The following is a 17569-nucleotide window of genomic DNA, read 5'->3' on the forward strand; positions in this document are numbered from 1 at the left end:
ATTAGAATCTGATGGCTAATTTTTGCATTAAGCGCAGCACTTCAACGTATAACCAGATTAAAGTAGCCAAGAGGCCCCATGTAGCGAGCCACTCCTTGTATTTAGGAGCTTTGTTCTTATAACGCTCTATATAATCAAAATCCAAAAGCAGCGCAAATGAGGCTACAATGGCTGCCAATACGTTAAATACAATAGCCAACCAAGATGTGCCCCAGATATAGGATTTAATCCCAAAGAACCCTAAAATAAAGGATATAAGATATACCACCATAATACTTATGGTAGCGGTGATTATGACACTGCGTAATTTTTTGGTCACCACAATAATGCGCCATTGATAGAGCAGTAGCATTACCATAAAGGTTATGATAGTTACGCCAATAGCTTGGTAGGGTAATTCTGGGAAGTTATTGTGTGCGTATGATGAAAACCCACCAAGAAAAATGCCTTTAGAAATAATATATAGTGGAACCAGAATATGCGCCCAATTCTGTTTAAAAGAGATTAGTATACTTACCACTATAGCACCTAGCATCCCTCCAAGGGTAAACCAACGCATTGACATACCAGACTCACTTAATCGCCACAAGTAAACCGTAATTGCAGCTATCACAAGCATCCCGATCATAGATTTGATAAAAATCCCAAGAACAGTCATTGTCTTTGGAGACGATTTTCCATCTTCCCAGAAGTAACCATTAAAAACCGGATTGGAGGTTTTAAAATTGCGTAGGCTCATTACAGATTAAATTTATAACCAACAGAAATATCTGTAGAAAAATTTCCTTGATTGTCTAAGAAAATCCCAAATAATTCACCATAAATTATGGTAAGATAACTGTTTTCACCGATTTTAATATCAGAACCTATCCCAAAAATAAAAGGAATATCAAAGGCCGTATCGGAAACGGAGGCCTCCATGTTGTTAGCATCAATGAATGTAGCATTTGTAAAATTCAAGGTCGCAAATTTTACTTGGCCATATAACGAAAATTTAGAATTATTAATGACTCTAAATCTGTAACCAAGTGAAAATTCGGTAGCATCATATTGGAACTCGTTAGTTTCAAAAGTATGTCTTAGCTGTAAAAACCCTGAGTGCCTTGGCATAATATTTTCCTCATAAATTTCTAATTCACCTCCCAATAGTGGCGCTAATTTATTTTCAGGATTGCTTACAAATGGATTGTTTGTTAGACCTCCTGAAAATCCTAGTCTAAATCCCACCTTTCCTTCTTTAGAAACTGCGATATAAGAGCTGTCAACTGAGGCGTTGTATGCGTCTAAAAAATTCTTAAGGCTGTAAACGGTTAGTTTTAGTTTTTCAGTATCTTTTCCTGTAAGCTGGTTTAACACGGTTTTATATTCCTCTTGATACTTTTTATCTAGACCTTTTGTATTTTTAAGTTCGGTAATGGTCCCATCAGATGTTCTTACAAAGTATCTAAAATTATTGTCTATCGTATTCCAGAGTAAATCGATATTACCTTCAATTTCAGTTTTTAATTCAAGTTTCTCTCCATTTATGGAATAGCTCTGTTGGCCATACTGCCATTGAGATAAAAAACTGAATAACAAAAAAAGTACCGTTTTTTTCATTTGAGGTGTAATCTTGATTTTAGTAAAGCTACCAAAATTATTTTATTGTTTTACGACTTAAACGTTCGCCCTTTCCAATTAAATGAGCTGAAAAGGGAAAGAGCAGCAATATAAACACTAAAAAAGGGATAAATACAACTTGAAAATACGTACGATATTAATAGTTCTTCTTGTTTAAAAAATCTGCTGACCTTGAAAAGCAAGAGAAAATCAATACAGAATTTTAAGATGAAAAGTAAAGCTGCTGTTTTTAGATTTAAAAAGCCAAATAAGACTAAAGCAATAAGTAAAACACAAACCAAATTTGTTATAAACACTGTGAGACCAACAAGCTTCGTAAAGTTATTACCGGTTTGACTTGTTTTAGAAGCCCATCTAAGACGTTGTTGAATAAGATTGGAAAGATTCCTTTCTGGATGGGTTGTCACAATACTTTTATCACATTTTAAATGGCCAACTTTATTTTTGTTTTTCCTTATGAATTTATCCAAGAGGAATACGTCATCTCCACTAGCAATGTGATTATTTCCCTCAAAACCATTTAAAGATTCAAATTCTGATTTTAAATAAGCCATATTAGCACCATTACTTAAGAAAGGGCGTTTTATTCCAAATCCACCAATTGTAACTCCCTGAAGGCTTAAGAAATCTAAAGCCTGAAACCGCTTAAAAAACGTTGTTGTATTCGTTAAAGTTACTAAACCTGTAATACAATGAAAATCCTTTGTTTGAATGAAATCATCAAAGGCATCTAACCAGTATTTTGGTACTGCGCAGTCAGCATCCGTAGTAACTATCCAATCGTATTTTGCTTTGGCGATAGCTGTTGTGATAGCGTCCTTTTTTGGTGAGTTAGACACTCTTTTGTTTTTCAAAACACTTATGGTATATGGTTTTCTAGTCGTTTTTATTGTTTTGTTTATAAGTGCTAAGGAGTGGTCTTCTGAATCGTCGTCTACTAAAATAACCTCAAAATATGATTTTGGATAGTTGAGGTTTAGAAGTGATTCTAATAAATAGGGAAGTTGCTGTTCTTCATTTCTAAAAGGAATAATAATAGTAAATCGCGTTTTGGGTTCAATATCTCTAAGTTGAAACTCCTTAACTCTATCAAAACCAAATGAAAATAAACCGATTAATAACAGGTAAAATAAAACAATTACAATGAAAACACTTGATATCATTAATAGGATTCGGGAAGTTTAAAGTTTAAAACATAATAACTGCCAAATAGACTTGGTACGGCAAAATTTAGAAGCCACATTATCGTGGTAATAGATAGAATAGTGAGTTCATTCACCTCTACATAGTTGAACAGAAAAATAGCAACACTTCCTTTTATGACCACATCAAAAATGCTAATTGTTGGTATAATTGAGGCTAAAAAATACATGCTGGTTATTACTACCATAGCCTTGAAATAGTCTACTTCAATACCAAAAATGAGCAATAAATAATAAAATTGAAAGGAGAAAACTAAATACCTGCCTATTGAAAAGGCCAAATTTCTTATGTGAAACGATGTTGGTAATTTTATTAAAAAATGGATAATTTGTTTTATACCAAATCCCTTGAAGTGTAAAGGACTTTTTTTAATTCCAATGACTAAAAACGTGCTTATCATCAACAAAATAAGTAAGAAACGGGTCATTTTGTAATAGTCTATTTCAATTTGGTAGCGTGAGACAAAGATGAGAAGTCCAACAATTCCAAATAGAACGGTCGCAGCCATTTGAGACATATTCCCTAGAAGATTGAGAAGCACAATTTTTTTGCGAATGGATTTAGCGTAATACACAGCTTTTGCACCATAATCACCTATGCGATTTGGTGTAATCAAAGAAGCCGTTAGACCGCCAAGACTTTGTTCTAGTGCACTTAAAAAGCTAATAGGTGTTATGGATTTTACTAGAAATTGCCATTTAAAAATTTCTAATAGCCAATTGGTTGTACTAAGTAAAATAAGAAAGCCAACGGTTTTGACCGTGAATGTCTTCTTAGCTTTCACGAAAGCTAAAAATTCACTTAGCTCTAAGCCTTGGTTTTCGGATAATTTAGAATAAATAAAATAGACAGCCCCAACCACAATACTGAGTTTTATCAATACAATAAAGAATTGCTTAGTTTTGTGTGGTACGTTGTATGGCATACGGCAATATAAATATAAACTCAAAGATGCTCCAATTTTTTAGACCATCCTTATTTCTATTGATTTTCCTTGTTGTTTACAATTCGGCTAACGCACAATTTAAGCAGACCGGTAGGTGGAAGGCATTGGTTGCCTTAGGATTTAATTATCCTACAACAGATGGCTTTGTTGCCGGGACGTATGCGCAGTCCATTAATTTTCCTACGGTAAACCTTGGGATTCAACATATGTTTAAAAAAGAGTATGGCCTAAGGTTAGACTATGGATTTAACAGATTAAAGAATGATAATGGTTCTCCAGAATTTAAGATAAATTACTCTAGGGTTAATGCGCAGTTTGTTTTTGACCTAACAGATAATCTTGGTTTTGTCCCAAGGAGAATGCGAACAATTTTACATGCAGGCCCAGGATATTCGTTCACTAAGCCATTAGGTAATTTAGGAGGTAAAGGCCAGTCTTATTTCAACCTACTAGGTGGGTTTGAGTTACATTATGCTATAAATGAAAAAGTGTCTTTATTCACAGATATAGCTTACATTTATGGACTAACTTCTCTAGAGGATTACAAACCACCTTTAGATGGTTTAGGAGCCTTTAATGGAAGTGTATTTAACGTAACGCTTGGTTTGGCCATTTCATTGAGCGGCTGTCAATATTGCGATTAAAATGAGTAAAGAAAAGATTATTTTAGGTATTGATCCAGGAACCACCATTATGGGGTTTGGCTTAATAAGGGTTGTAGGTAAAAAAGCCCATTTTATGCAACTAAACGAATTACAGTTAAAGAAATATAATGACCATTATATAAAACTAAAGCTCATTTTTGAACGTACCGTCGAATTAATTGATACTTACCATCCAGATGAAATAGCTATTGAAGCGCCATTTTTTGGTAAGAACGTACAGAGTATGCTAAAGCTCGGTAGGGCACAAGGTGTAGCAATGGCTGCAGGACTGTCTCGCGAAGTTCCTATTACAGAGTATTCCCCAAAGAAGATTAAGATGGCCATAACCGGAAATGGAAATGCCAGTAAGGAGCAAGTAGCTAAAATGCTCCAGAGTTTACTTCAACTTAAGGAATTACCTAAGAATCTCGATTCTACAGATGGATTGGCAGCTGCCGTTTGCCATTTCTATAACCAAGGCAAAGTTAGCATTGGCAAAGGCTATACAGGCTGGTCTGCCTTTGTAAAGCAGAATCAAAATAAAATTGGTTAGGGAGTTATTATTGCTTCATTTTTTATAACTTTAGTAAGTGTTAATAACAAGTTTTACGACATATAAACCGTCAAAAATTTTAGTTTTTTACCAATCAACATTAAGATTTTTAGAAGTTGGTTGGATGCTTCACGGGACTGTTCTGTTTAGTGTTTTCTCTACAGTTTTTTATATAGACTCAGCATATGAGTCTTTTTTAATTTCTGGCTTATCTATAAAAACTCTTGTTTGGAGTTATTTAAGCAGTTTCTTTGTATCAGTTTCGGTTATTGCGGAAATAGATGCTTATGGTAGATATCAAAACTATAAGCAAATTAAGGATTTAATGCATCATTACGGATTTGATAGACGGTTGCTTGAGCCATTTATGAATTCTAGATGTCAACGGAAAGCTATAATTGTAGCTGCTAATGATCTAAAACTTAGGGCGGAAGTTAAAAATTATATAAGAATCTCAGGTTATAAGTGGTATCATATATTACCTGATGCGTTTATTAAAAATCCAATGGTAATCTTAACTAAGATATTTTGGAAATCTATTTTATTTACCAAATATTATCGATTTAAATCCTTTTATTGGTAGAATGTTGTCAATTAAAGACCTTAGCCTAAAATATGATAATGAATATATTTTATCAGATATTTCATTTACTGTAAAACGGCGAGAAATTCTTGGTTTACTTGGTCCTAATGGAGCAGGGAAAAGTTCTATCATAAAAATATTAGCGGGTTTGGTAAAGCCTCGGTCAGGTTCATTAACTCTTGATGAAGAATCTTTATCTTTTGAAGATTTAAGGGCAAAATGTGGCTACTTAATTGATAGCCCATCCTATTACCCGCATCTAAGTGCGTTTAATAATTTAAAGCTTATTGAGCGTATTAATTATACTAAAGTTGATTGTAAAAAACTCTTGGGTCTTGTAGGCTTGGGAGATGTCGGTAAAAAAAAGGTAAGGCACTTTTCAACTGGCATGAAACAAAGGCTTTCTATCGCCACAGCGATAATGCGTTCTCCTGAATTATTAATTTTAGATGAGCCCTTTAACGGCCTAGATCCAAATGGATATCAGGATATTATTAATTTATTGAAGGACCTTAACGCTTGTGGGACCACGATAATTGTATCTTCACATCTTTTAGATGAATTAGAACAATTTGCCACGGCTTTTGTCCTAATAAATAAAGGAAAAATTGCATTAAATATTTCTAAGACGAATTTAATGAAATCAAACCGGAAGGTCACATTGACTTTTTCAAAAGATTTTAATGCATCTGCAGAGGCTTTGATCATGGAAAAAGAAGGAATATTTATTTCAAATAGGGTTGTAGAATTAACTATTAAGCCAGAAGAAATAGGTCCAATCATTAATGCATTGGTGGTGTCTGGCTCCATTCCTATAAATATTGAAACACATACGATTTTACAAGACACCTATTTTGAACTTGCTCGATGAAGGCCTTACTTTATACTGAAATTTATAAATTATTTTGTTCTTCTAGGACATATACAACATTTGCAATTGCCATTGTCTTAATGGCTATTATTAATCTTGGTCTATATACTGATGGAGAAAATATTTTATCATTTATTTTAAAACCTTTAAAGGATTATTTTATTCTGGAGGGAAACATTTTAAATGGGTATTTAATTGCCTATTTTTCCTTAAATACGCTATGGGTTCATATACCTGTTTTAGTTATTATAGTAGGGACCTATATTTTTTCGAGTGAGTTTGAATATGGAACCATTAAAGTTCTTTTGTCTCAACCTATTTCTAGAACTCAGCTTATTGTGTCTAAACTAGCTGCCATGGTTTTATATAATATTATGTTTATGACCGTACTGGCTCTTTTTGCTCTAGTGCCATCGGTATTGATATTTGGTAAAGGAGATGTCATGGTTTTAAATGATGGACTTCATTTTATTCTAGAAAGCAGTTTTTTGAAAAGATATGTTCTCACAATTTTGTTTGCTACGCTTGCTATGATTGCATTCTCATCAATGGGTATGTTTTTGGCTATTTGGTTTAAAAATACACTAACTTCTATTTTAGTGGCTTTTGGTGTTTTAATTTTTCACACTTTAATTCAATCATTTGTATTGGCTTTAAGTAGTGGTTGGCAACAACTTTTATTTACGTTCCATATGTCTATGTGGCAACAATTTTTTGTTACTGAAGTTCCTATTCGTATGATTGTAAAATCAGCCATCTTTCTTATAGCTATGACTTTAATTTTTACCCAACTAACAATTTATCGATTTAAATACATTAATATTTCTGAATGAAAATTAAATTTTTAATGTTTATTGTCCTGTTCGGAACAGTAAATTTTGCTCAAGAAAACGATAAGTATATTGAAAACTTAAAGTTGAAGTATGCCGAGGTACTAAATATAAATTGTGACGTTGATATTGAGATTGATGTGGAGGGCATAACAATTCCAAAAAAAACAGTAAATCTAAGGTTTGTAGATAACGAACCTATTATTTCTGGGAATGGAATTTCATTATTACCTAAAAAAGGCGTTATTAATCAATTTAACAGACTATTAGCCACTCCTTTTCAGGCTATATTTTTGTCTAAAAGAAAAGACAATCGTATTTATAAGTTGGTGAGTTTAGATGAAAAGTCAGACTGGATTACAGCTGATTTAGAATTTGATGAACAGACTCTTTTAGTTTCTAAAGCTACTATTAACACTAGAAAATTTGGAACTTTTGAGGTATACAATACTTATACAAACAAGAGATATCCTTCAAAAACTAAAATTACGTTCAACATTAAAAAATTTACATTGCCACTAAAGTTTATAGGTAGGACAGATAAGACTTTTTCTAAACTGAAAGATGATGAAATAACAGAAGGTAAAGTATATTTGTATTACACCTATATAGATTAAAATTTATGGCCGGCATCTACATTCACATTCCTTTTTGTAGGCAAGCTTGTTATTACTGTGATTTTCATTTCTCTACCTCATTAAAGAAAAAAGATGAACTGCTTATTGCACTCCAAAAAGAATTGGAAGTACGAAAAAGTGAATTTGAAAACATCAAGATAGAGACCATATACTTTGGTGGCGGAACACCATCTTTACTTTCTAAAGATGATTTACAATCCATCCTCGAAACGGTTTATAAGAATTATGCTGTTAAAGAATGCCCTGAAATAACGCTTGAGGCTAATCCAGATGATTTGACTAAGGAAAAAATTATGGAATTATCCCGGAGTCCAATTAATAGACTTAGTATAGGTGTTCAATCGTTTTTTGATGCAGATTTAAAACTAATGAATAGAGCTCATAACTCAGAAGAAGCAAGGGTCAGCCTAGAGGAAACACTTCACCATTTTAATAATGTTTCCGTGGATCTTATTTACGGGATACCTGGAGCCTCTAATGAGCAATGGATTGAAAATATTGAAATAGCACTTGGTTTCAGTATTCCTCATATTTCCAGTTACGCCCTCACGGTAGAGCCCAAAACAGCACTTGCTGCTTTTATTAAAAAAGGCATTGTTAAAAATGTAGATGACGACAAAGCACTAGAACAATTTCACCTACTTAAGAGCAAACTAGAGAACGAGAGTTTTATTCATTACGAATTGTCCAATTTTGGAAAAGAAGGATTTTTCAGTAAAAATAATTCGGCGTATTGGCAGGGAAAATCGTATCTAGGAATTGGTCCATCAGCGCATTCATTTAATGGACGACAACGCGGTTGGAATGTGAGAAACAATTCAAAGTACATTAAGGCTTTACAAAATAATGAACTCCCTATTGAAATTGAAGATCTAACCTTAACCGACCAATATAATGAGTACGTCATGACCGGTCTAAGGACCATTTGGGGCATATCTCTTCTCAAGATTGAAAAGGACTTTGGTAAATTGTATTTAGATTACCTAAATGAACAGTCTCAGGTTTTTATAAATCAACATTTATTGTATATTGATGATACTCATCTAAGAGTAACAAAAAAAGGACAATTTTTAAGCGATGGTATCGCTTCACAACTATTTAAAATAAATTTATCTTGATTGCAACCATACAGTATAAATCTAAAAAACTCAATATTAATTTGGCAGAACCCTTAGATATTTCCATTCCTTTAAAAGGGAGCACTTCCAACGTCAATGCCTGGTATATTGGCCCTCCTAAAATTGAACCAGAACTTATGGATGGAAAAACGATAAGTGTGGCAGAAGGTGCTTCAGTCAATTTCAATACAATTACATTTAATCCGCATGCCCATGGTACGCATACAGAAACTATAGGTCATATTTCTAAAGAATTGTTTCCCATAAATAAATATTTAAAACAGTTTTTCTTTTTGGCTGAGGTTATCTCTGTGGCACCCGAAAAAGATGGTGACGATTATGTTATATCGGCAAAGCAGTTACAATTTGCTATTGGTAACAAAAAACGAGAGGCTATCGTTATACGAACGTTACCGAACATGAAAGACAAAAAATCAAAACAATATTCAAATACCAATTGGACGTATTTACAAGAAGACGCGGTAAAACTATTGGTTAAGAAAGGCATTAAGCATTTGTTAATTGATTTACCGAGTGTTGATAAAGAGGAAGATGGTGGTGAGCTGCTTGCACATAAGGCTTTTTGGCATCAAAACGGCAAACGACGAACAAGTGCTACTATAACAGAAATGATTTATGTGTCTAATAAAATTGACGATGGTTTGTATGTTTTGAATTTGCAAATTGCACCTTTTGAAAATGACGCCTCGCCAAGTAAACCTATACTTTATAAAGTCATAGAGTAACTGGCTCCCGAGACTGGCTCAATCTAAAACAAGAATGTATGGAGACGTTTTTTATAATAATTATAAGTATATTAATTACACTTGGAGTTGTTACGATTTATAAGCAATGGAAAACCAAACAGTTAACATCGACACAATCTGCCATACTCTTAGATAAAATAAAAAGGGTTTGCAAGTTTATTACGGTTGAAGGTGATTTTGCCGAAATTTATCATTATGAGGACGTTAAGGAAAAGTTCTTAAAATTAATTTCTAGCCGGAAAAAAGCATTGGTCGTCATTAATGCTAAAGCGCATGTCGGTTTTGATATGGCAAAGATTAAAATGAAGACCAATCCAAAAACCAAAAAGGTAGTATTAACTCACTTTCCACAACCAGAAGTCCTATCCATAGAGACTGATATTAATTATTATGATAAGAAAGATGGTATGTTCAACAAGTTTTATGCCTCTGATTTAACGGAATTGCATACACAAGCTAAGGTGCATATTAGAGACAAAGTACCAGAAAGCGGACTATTTGAAGTAGCAAGAGGAGAAGCTCTTGAGGCTATTCAATTAATTGAAAATATTGTTCAGACCATTGGATGGACCCTAGATTATTCTTCCTTAGAATTAGAAGAGGACGATAAAAAGCTATTAAAATGAACATTGAGGACTATAGAAATTACTGCCTAAACAAAAAAGAAGTTACTGAACACTTCCCCTTTGATGAAGATGTCTTGGTGTTCAAAGTATGTAATAAAATGTTTGCATTAGCATCCTTATCTAAATGGGAAGAGGGTAATGGCTTTATTAATCTAAAATGCGACCCAGAGTATGCTGAAGAACTCCGAGAGCAGTATGAGAGTATTAAGCCTGGGTACCATATGCACAAACAACAATGGAATAGCGTTTATATCCATAAAGGTGAGTTGTCTACACAACTTATCCTTAGCCTAATCGATCATTCTTATGATATGGTGGCTAAGGGTTTACCTAAGAAGTTGCGTGATATCCTCAATTAGTCTCACGGTTTGTTGTTAGGATTCCTTTTTCTAAAAAACGAAAAACCTAAAGGTAAATAGAAAATTAAAAACAAATACCTTCCGGTAATAATACCATAAATAGTTATTACTGCTAGTACTATCCAAAGTAAGCTTTGCCATTGAGATTTAATCATGTTTCGATTTATATTTCTGGGTCATAATTCTCAGAGGTTAGCGAAATTCATTAATGCATTTTATCGAAATAATGTACAGGTCATATCGTATAGTCTAGTCTATTCAACCATTTATCGAATTTATAGCTTACCCATTCATAATATTCTGATATTTAGGTCATCCCTCGTAAATTAATAGCACCAAATTTACTGATTAATAGCCCTAAATTATAATTAACGATTTAACACTATGTATTATGGATCTTCAAATTACTAGTTACAACAACAGGTTTCAAATTAAAGGAGCTTTGAATAAGTTGAGTTTAAAAACCTTTAACGCTCATTTTCAAAATATTTTTGATAAAATCGATGATGTCTTTATAGATATTGGAGGTATTGAAAGTATTGATAGAGCCGGAGTTATGGCTTTGGCCAAGCTACACAACGAGTCTATTACAAAATCTAAGCGTTTATCAATTGTTGGTCTAGGATGCAAAGAACTTTACGACCACTTTAAAACTCAAGAAGATTCTATACAGGGATCATTTGAAGGACAGATGTCTGTAGCCTAAAAATCAATAATAGAAAAGATAAAAGGTGTTTTTAACTGCAGCTATGGTGATAGATAGTTGCTTTTAAAATCACTTTTTTTATGAACAGGACATATCGGCAACGATTTTCCATTGCCCATCAATTTTTTTAAATACAAGCATAAAAATTCCATCTGCATTCCCTGCGTCTCGGTCTAGATGAAATTGGCCCATTACCCAATATGCATTAGCTTCAATTTTTGAGATATCTGTAATGTCAAAACTGAGAGTGCCACTTTCTGCTTTGGTTGGAAAATTCATTTTATAGCGAGCTAAAGTAGCATCCCAACCACGAGTAAGACCACTTTTGCCATAAAATTTCAAATTGTCACTTTTCCAATAGGTTTCCATAAAGCCTTCAATGTCTTGCTCATTCCACGTTTTAGTTTGTTGCTCTAGAACAAGCCGTATTGCTGCTTCAGCTAAACTTGGACTGTCCAAGTAGCTCGATGGAGACTCCGTAGTAGTGACATCAGCTTTTACACTGATACAGGAGATAAAAAGACAGGATAGTATACAAATGACAAAATATTTCATGCGTATTATATTTTAGTTGATTATAAAAGTAACAACTAAATTTTAAAGGGCATTCTTTTGGTTTTTAAAAAATGCATTAGCCTGTAATTGCATTAACTCACGAGCCTTTTTACGTTTATAGTTCATTACGTCTTCTTCGTCGGCAATTTCCATATAAACTTTGTTGTTGACCTCATTGTCAGTTTTCAATAACAATTTGCGCTCTGTTACTTTTTGAAGTGTCCAAGTTTTAACAGTCGTTTCTTGGTCTTGCAGACGGTAATCATATTCGCCTTTAGGGGATATCAATTTGGCAAATATGGGCGAGGTTTCAATAGCTAGAAAAAGTAAGAAGATAAAAAATGAAGGCAACCATGGTAATTGGCCAAGCGCATTGACGCGAGCCATTAATCCATCAAAATTATCAATAATGGGTTGGGAATCCGTAACACTAGATTTATAGTCGGTTTGAAGGGTTGAAATTTCACCCTCAAGAGCTGTAATTTTGGCTTTGTTTTCTGCTTTAAGGTTCTGAAGGTCAGCTAGGGCTGCGTCATGTTTTTCTCGTTTTTCTTTATAAACTGGACCTTTACCTAATTTCATGGTGCCAGAAGTACCTTCGGCTTCAGTTATGTAAGTGCTATAAAGCGCATCGACCTCAACTTCCTTAGTATCTATTTGTGCTTGTAAGCTAGATATTTGCGTTTCTAAAGCAGCAATTTTAGGGTTGTATTGTTCTGCAATTTGATTTTGATTGGCCAGGGTCAGTTCGTTTTTCTGCTCTAGCAATACTTGATTAATTTCCTTTTCAAAAATCTTTAATTCTAAAGGTTTGGAAATGACCACTGCTATAATTACTGCCAAAAGTATTCTTGGTGTTGCTTGCAAAAGTTCGTCCAGAGCACTATCGCGTTTCTTAATCGTTGATACAATATAGCGGTCTAAGTTGAAAATAAGAAGTCCCCAAACAATACCAAAACCTATCGAAGCAAAAACATTGTCAAAAACTGTGTATAAAGCATAACTACAGGCAATAGTAGCCATAAGAGCTGTAAAAAAAACAGTTGCCCCAACGCCAGCATATTTATTTTGCTCGCCATTGGAGCATTCGTTTAAAATTTGTGAATCCGCACCGGAGCACAGGATAAAGAATTGCTTTAGCATAAGAAGTTCGATTTTGATTGATGTCTATTAGAACGCTAAATCCTTGTAAATGTTACATTTTAAACGATAAATTAAGGGGTAGATCCTTAATTTTAAATAAAATTTAGTTTTTTTGTGAGAACTGGTAAAAGTGAAGCCTAATGAAAAATCAATATTTATACCTCTATTTCCTGTTAGTTGTTTTAACCTTTTCATTAGAGGCCCAAGTAAATGATGATGGTAGGTTCAGAACCATTCAATTAAGCGGTCATTCAGGAGCTCATCTATATGGAGGCGAAGGTTTAGATGAAGAAACCTTGGCTGGTTATGGCGCTTTTGAAGTAAGGTATGCTTGGCAAAATAGCAATACGGAAAGTTGGGCCAGTCAATATGGATATCCTTCTTATGGTATTGGGTTTTATTCTGGTTTTATCGGCGATCCTCAAATATTTGGAAATCCCAATGCGCTTTTTGGCTTTATAAATTTTCCTATCAGCAAACCTTTTCGCCGAAATGCATTTAATATAGAACCAGCTTTAGGTCTCACCTATAACCTTGAGCCTTTTAATTCTGAAACCAATCCTACTAACGATGCTATTGGTTCTAGGGTGACCGTATATTTCAATCTCAATTTTGGCTGGACCTTCAAATGGACCAAGGAAATGGATATTGTTTATGGTATAGATTTTACCCATTTTAGCAATGGCCGAAGTAATACTCCTAATTGGGGACTAAATATGTTTGGTTTAAATCTTGGATTGAGATACCACTATAATGCCGATGAGCATAAAATGAATAGCGATATTTACGAAAATCGTCAACTTCCGGCTAGGTTTAAGAGACCAGAACGGAAACTAAATACCAAAGTAGAAGATAATCAAAGTGTCAATGTTTATCTAGCGGGAGGAACCGTACAAACCTATCCTGAAAATGAAGATCAGAGTTTCAATGAAGAACGTTATTATACGTTCTCAGCCGTTATTGATTACCAACATAAGTTCAACAACATGCACAGCGTATCTGCTGGTTTAGACTATTTCTACGATGGGAGTTTAGAAGCCCGTTTTCCTAATGATAATAGCCAATATAGTTTAGTAGGTATCCATGGTGGCTATGATTTTATGTTTTATAAATTTACGTTTGTAGGACATCTTGGGACCTACCTTACTGATAACAGAGGCAAAGACCCTTATTTTACAAGAGTTGCCCTAAGATATGATTTGTTTGACTGGAGCTACGCTCAAGTAGGTTTGAAAACGGATGGTTTTGCCGCAGATTGGATAGAATTTGGGATTGGCTTCCGTCCTTTTAGATGGTGATTTTGATTGATGTCTATTAGAACGTTATATCCTATGTTTTGTTAAAGTGAAGAGTAAAAAAAGCCTCAACTGAAGAGACTTTTTTTTAGTACCAAAGACTATTTCCTTAAAATAAGGGTAAAGCCCACTTCCATTTAATCAACTTTTTTATAAAATATTGTGGATTCCTTTGAGTTTCCTTTGTCGTAAAATTCAAAAAGCTGAGAGTACACGGTTTGTAAATCTTCGTTGCTCATTGCAGTTGAGCTATTGTTATAGAAATGTAGCGTATTAATATTTCCTTTGATAAAGTCTACATTAGCTTTAGGATGCTGCTCAATATAGCTTTCAAGTGCATTGAAAGTAGATTCCTTTCCATTTAACTTATAGGTTAAAGGCTTAGTTTGGTTTTTACTTGCTTTTAGCAGTAAATAGCGCCTCATGTAGTCTTCGTTTTTGGCTTTAGCCATAGTTTTAGGGACATCGGTTTTTGGAATACCTTCTTTAAAAATTATTGTTTTTTTTGTTTTGGTATTTGACAAAACTGTAATGATAACTGGTGGTAATTTGGTGTTATTGTCATCCTTAATATCAAAAATTGTAATGACATCACCATCTGAAACTTTATTTAAATTTCCGATACTGATTTTGGAAATAGTATTGCCGTTGATAACATCGGTTTTAACTCCAGGAATTTTTAGTTTAAACCGTGAAACCTTGCCTTTAGAAAGGGTCAACTTCAATGATTTGATAGCGTCAATGGTCAATTGAATGCTATTATTCTGTACTGCTCTACCATTAATAAACATGACAATGTTTTCTTCCATAGTTTTGGTTTCAGGAACCTCTACCACTTCAATCACTTCTCCGTTGTCCATTTCAAAAGTGAGCGAATTTTTAGATTCGTTTTTAACGTCAATAACCTTCGGTTTTTCTGGTGCAGGAGGCGGTGGAGGTGGTGGTGGAGGTGGTGGAGGTGGAGGTGGAAAACTTGGCCATGGCTCTGCTACTTTCTTCTGAGCTTCTGTCATCATTTCGTAAACAGCTTTGTGTTTTTTCACCTCGTTTTGTTTTACAATAAGATTTGTGTAATTGTTGCTCGCTTCTGCTTTTGCCATAGCAGTATTTAGTTTTTTAGCCCAAACATCGTATTCTGCAATTTCAATAACTGTAGGTCTTTCTGGTGCTGGTGCTGGAGGTGGTAGGGTAGCGAATTTTTCAGGGAAGGATTCAGCATTTTCTCGTTGTTCCGCACTCATTGAATCGTAAATCGCTTTAAATCTTTTATAGTCTTTTAGTTTTACAATTGGATATTCATTAGAGTTGTCTTTATTCGCTTTGGCTATCTGTTTATTACATTTTTTGGCCCATGCATTGTATTGTTCAATTTGTTTTTTGGTTGGTTTTTGCTGTAATGGAGTACGACTCTTAATAGCGAAAGGCGTATTACCCTGTGATCTGTTTACTTCTTGAGTTGGTGTTACAATACGATGAAAACCATAATCAAGTAAGGAGTTATAAATAAACCAAGTTTCTTTATCAGAAATCTCTTGAGATGAAGTTACATGGATATTTAAAACCTTATTTCGTTCCTCAGTGGTAATATCTCTGTGTAATTGATTAAATACCGTAACAAATGTTTTTTTTGTGGCTTTAATGCCATCTATCAGATAAGAGTTGTCACCCAAAATATTTAAATCAATACTTCTTGCGTAGATTTTATTTTTGTCAGAACTCGATAGTCGAACCATATAGTTGCCATCTTCATCCTTTTGTGTTGTCATCTCTGTGCGTTTACCTTTGTTATTTGTGGCAATAGATTTTGCTTGCTCGGCAGTAATGTTTTTACCATCCAGAAAAAAGGAAGCACCTTTCTCTTCCATTTCTAAGATATACTCCAAAAATGTCGGGTTGTACGAGGCTTTTTGTTCTGTTTTGGGTAGTTGAATTTTGCTTGGATTTAATAAAAGATCGTATTTCTTGATTAAGGTCAATACGCCTTTCATCATTTCTGGTGAAGACTGCTTTTCTCCTTCTACATTTATGGTATAGTTTTGAGGTGTTCTTAGGTTTTGCAAAACCTTTTCTAATGATTTGAGATCACCAAGTTCGCCATTTATAAAGAGTTCTTCCTTTTTATTAATTAACACCGTTAAAATAGTTTTAGGAATTTTTTGCTCCTCAATTGTTGAGTCATAATCATTATTAGGGTTCTCTAATCCATCTTTAATAAGATTAACAACATCTGTTGTTTCCTTTTCAACATATTTCTTTTCAGCAAAACTGTAAAAAAGAACGGCAATAATGGGTAAGAGTAGTAAACTACTTAACCAAATTCTGGTTTTTGAGGTTCGTGTTGTCATAACTGTAAATCGTTTTTTGATGGATGAATAATTGATGGCACTCGCTAATTTGTGATTAGAAGTACTTGATGAAAATTGTAATAAAATATGCTGATAGTTTTGAGTTGCTATGCCTTGATTTATAACAGCATGATCAGCTAAAAATTCATGATTGAGTTTAATGTGATATTTTAATATATAAATCATTGGATGAAACCAAAAGAGTATTTGCACGAGTTCTATAAGCAGTATATCCGCACTGTGGAATTGTTTAGCGTGGGTTTCTTCATGGATGAGCACCTCTTTTGGGATGTTGTTATTGTTGTATTTGTCCTTATTAAGAAATATATATCGGAAGAATGAGTGTGGCGTTCGATAGTGGTCTAGCAGCACATAGATAAACGCCCCAATGGTTAATTGCTCGTGCTTATGTATAACGCGATATAACTTAAAAAGATTTGCAATAAATCTAAACCCGAATAGCACTACACCTATGCCGTAAAACGCCCAAAGCAGTAGTGACCAGTTAAAAGGCTCTTGTATTTCAACTGGAACGTCCGTTAGAATAGGTTCAAATGGAATTACCATAGTTGCAATATCATTGGTGCTTACCACTGGTTCTATATATTCGGTAATTGTTAATAGTGGAATAATAGCAGATACTACAAGAGTTCCAATAAGATAAAATCGTTTAAAGTTATGATTCTTTTGACGCTCTAACAGTGCATAATAGACTGACCAGAACACAAACAGACAAGCTGTGAATTTTAAGAGATAGATAGCCATCC

The 17569-nt window shown here is 34.0% G+C and carries 19 protein-coding genes; 12 read left to right on the plus strand and 7 right to left on the minus strand.

Annotated elements, in window-relative coordinates:
• Window position 1: 1 nt before the first annotated feature.
• From J4050_RS02600 to J4050_RS02615, 4 genes are read right to left on the minus strand one after another with little or no spacing between them, the layout of a single operon-like run.
• Window positions 2–739, minus strand: a complete 738-nt coding sequence (locus tag J4050_RS02600) for a Bax inhibitor-1/YccA family protein (protein WP_208152396.1) — start codon at window positions 737–739, stop codon at window positions 2–4.
• Complete coding sequence (locus tag J4050_RS02605; RefSeq protein WP_208152397.1) at window positions 739–1599, minus strand: hypothetical protein; 861 nt, start codon at window positions 1597–1599, stop codon at window positions 739–741. Before J4050_RS02605 ends, J4050_RS02600 begins: the two co-directional genes overlap by 1 nt.
• Before the next feature lie 50 nt (window positions 1600–1649).
• Entirely contained in the window at window positions 1650–2783 is a 1134-nt protein-coding gene (locus J4050_RS02610) for a glycosyltransferase (RefSeq protein ID WP_208152398.1), read from the minus strand.
• Complete coding sequence (locus tag J4050_RS02615; RefSeq protein WP_208152399.1) at window positions 2783–3748, minus strand: lysylphosphatidylglycerol synthase domain-containing protein; 966 nt, start codon at window positions 3746–3748, stop codon at window positions 2783–2785. Before J4050_RS02615 ends, J4050_RS02610 begins: the two co-directional genes overlap by 1 nt.
• Before the next feature lie 26 nt (window positions 3749–3774).
• Between J4050_RS02615 and J4050_RS02620 the strand changes: the two genes are divergently transcribed.
• From J4050_RS02620 to J4050_RS02670, 11 genes are all read left to right on the plus strand, one after another.
• Window positions 3775–4413 (plus strand): outer membrane beta-barrel protein, encoded by a 639-nt coding sequence (locus J4050_RS02620; RefSeq protein WP_208152400.1) that lies wholly within the window; start codon window positions 3775–3777, stop codon window positions 4411–4413.
• 1 nt (window position 4414) lies between these two features.
• Complete coding sequence (gene ruvC / locus J4050_RS02625; protein ID WP_208152401.1) at window positions 4415–4966, plus strand: crossover junction endodeoxyribonuclease RuvC; 552 nt, start codon at window positions 4415–4417, stop codon at window positions 4964–4966.
• 124 nt (window positions 4967–5090) lie between these two features.
• A complete protein-coding gene (locus J4050_RS02630) occupies window positions 5091–5549 on the plus strand; it encodes a hypothetical protein (protein ID WP_208152402.1) in 459 nt (152 codons plus the stop codon).
• A gap of 1 nt (window position 5550) precedes the next feature.
• Window positions 5551–6420, plus strand: coding sequence for an ABC transporter ATP-binding protein (locus J4050_RS02635; protein ID WP_208152403.1), 870 nt, complete (start codon window positions 5551–5553; stop codon window positions 6418–6420).
• Entirely contained in the window at window positions 6417–7253 is an 837-nt protein-coding gene (locus tag J4050_RS02640; RefSeq protein WP_208152404.1) for an ABC transporter permease, read from the plus strand. Before J4050_RS02635 ends, J4050_RS02640 begins: the two co-directional genes overlap by 4 nt.
• Entirely contained in the window at window positions 7250–7867 is a 618-nt protein-coding gene (locus J4050_RS02645; protein WP_208152405.1) for a hypothetical protein, read from the plus strand. Before J4050_RS02640 ends, J4050_RS02645 begins: the two co-directional genes overlap by 4 nt.
• 5 nt (window positions 7868–7872) lie before the next feature.
• Window positions 7873–9006 (plus strand): radical SAM family heme chaperone HemW, encoded by a 1134-nt coding sequence (hemW, locus tag J4050_RS02650; protein WP_208152406.1) that lies wholly within the window; start codon window positions 7873–7875, stop codon window positions 9004–9006.
• The gene (locus J4050_RS02655; RefSeq protein WP_208152407.1) at window positions 9003–9752 is read left to right on the plus strand and encodes a cyclase family protein; all 750 of its coding nucleotides are present in this window, start codon (window positions 9003–9005) and stop codon (window positions 9750–9752) included. The genes hemW and J4050_RS02655 overlap by 4 nt, the downstream gene beginning before the upstream one ends.
• 38 nt (window positions 9753–9790) lie before the next feature.
• Window positions 9791–10399: a DUF4230 domain-containing protein gene (locus J4050_RS02660; RefSeq protein ID WP_208152408.1), complete on the plus strand. Its 609-nt coding sequence runs from the start codon at window positions 9791–9793 to the stop codon at window positions 10397–10399.
• On the plus strand, window positions 10396–10758 hold the full coding sequence (locus tag J4050_RS02665) for an MmcQ/YjbR family DNA-binding protein (RefSeq protein ID WP_208152409.1): 363 nt from the start codon (window positions 10396–10398) through the stop codon (window positions 10756–10758). The genes J4050_RS02660 and J4050_RS02665 overlap by 4 nt, the downstream gene beginning before the upstream one ends.
• 391 nt (window positions 10759–11149) lie before the next feature.
• Entirely contained in the window at window positions 11150–11464 is a 315-nt protein-coding gene (locus tag J4050_RS02670) for a hypothetical protein (protein ID WP_208152410.1), read from the plus strand.
• A 78-nt stretch (window positions 11465–11542) separates the two neighbouring features.
• Here the strand turns inward: J4050_RS02670 and J4050_RS02675 are convergent, their stop codons facing one another.
• Window positions 11543–12019, minus strand: coding sequence for a YybH family protein (locus tag J4050_RS02675; protein WP_208152411.1), 477 nt, complete (start codon window positions 12017–12019; stop codon window positions 11543–11545).
• A 42-nt stretch (window positions 12020–12061) separates the two neighbouring features.
• Window positions 12062–13162, minus strand: coding sequence for a DUF4407 domain-containing protein (locus J4050_RS02680; RefSeq protein WP_208152412.1), 1101 nt, complete (start codon window positions 13160–13162; stop codon window positions 12062–12064).
• Window positions 13163–13302: 140 nt separating this feature from the next.
• Between J4050_RS02680 and J4050_RS02685 the strand changes: the two genes are divergently transcribed.
• Window positions 13303–14460, plus strand: coding sequence for an acyloxyacyl hydrolase (locus J4050_RS02685; RefSeq protein WP_208152413.1), 1158 nt, complete (start codon window positions 13303–13305; stop codon window positions 14458–14460).
• 134 nt (window positions 14461–14594) lie between these two features.
• Here J4050_RS02685 and J4050_RS02690 read toward each other — a convergent pair whose 3' ends face one another.
• Window positions 14595–17567 (minus strand): M56 family metallopeptidase, encoded by a 2973-nt coding sequence (locus J4050_RS02690; protein ID WP_208152414.1) that lies wholly within the window; start codon window positions 17565–17567, stop codon window positions 14595–14597.
• Between the last annotated feature and the right edge of the window lie 2 nt (window positions 17568–17569).

Origin of the sequence: Winogradskyella pelagia, assembly GCF_017581965.1 — a bacterium.
GTDB classification, from domain to species: Bacteria; Bacteroidota; Bacteroidia; order Flavobacteriales; family Flavobacteriaceae; genus Winogradskyella; species Winogradskyella pelagia.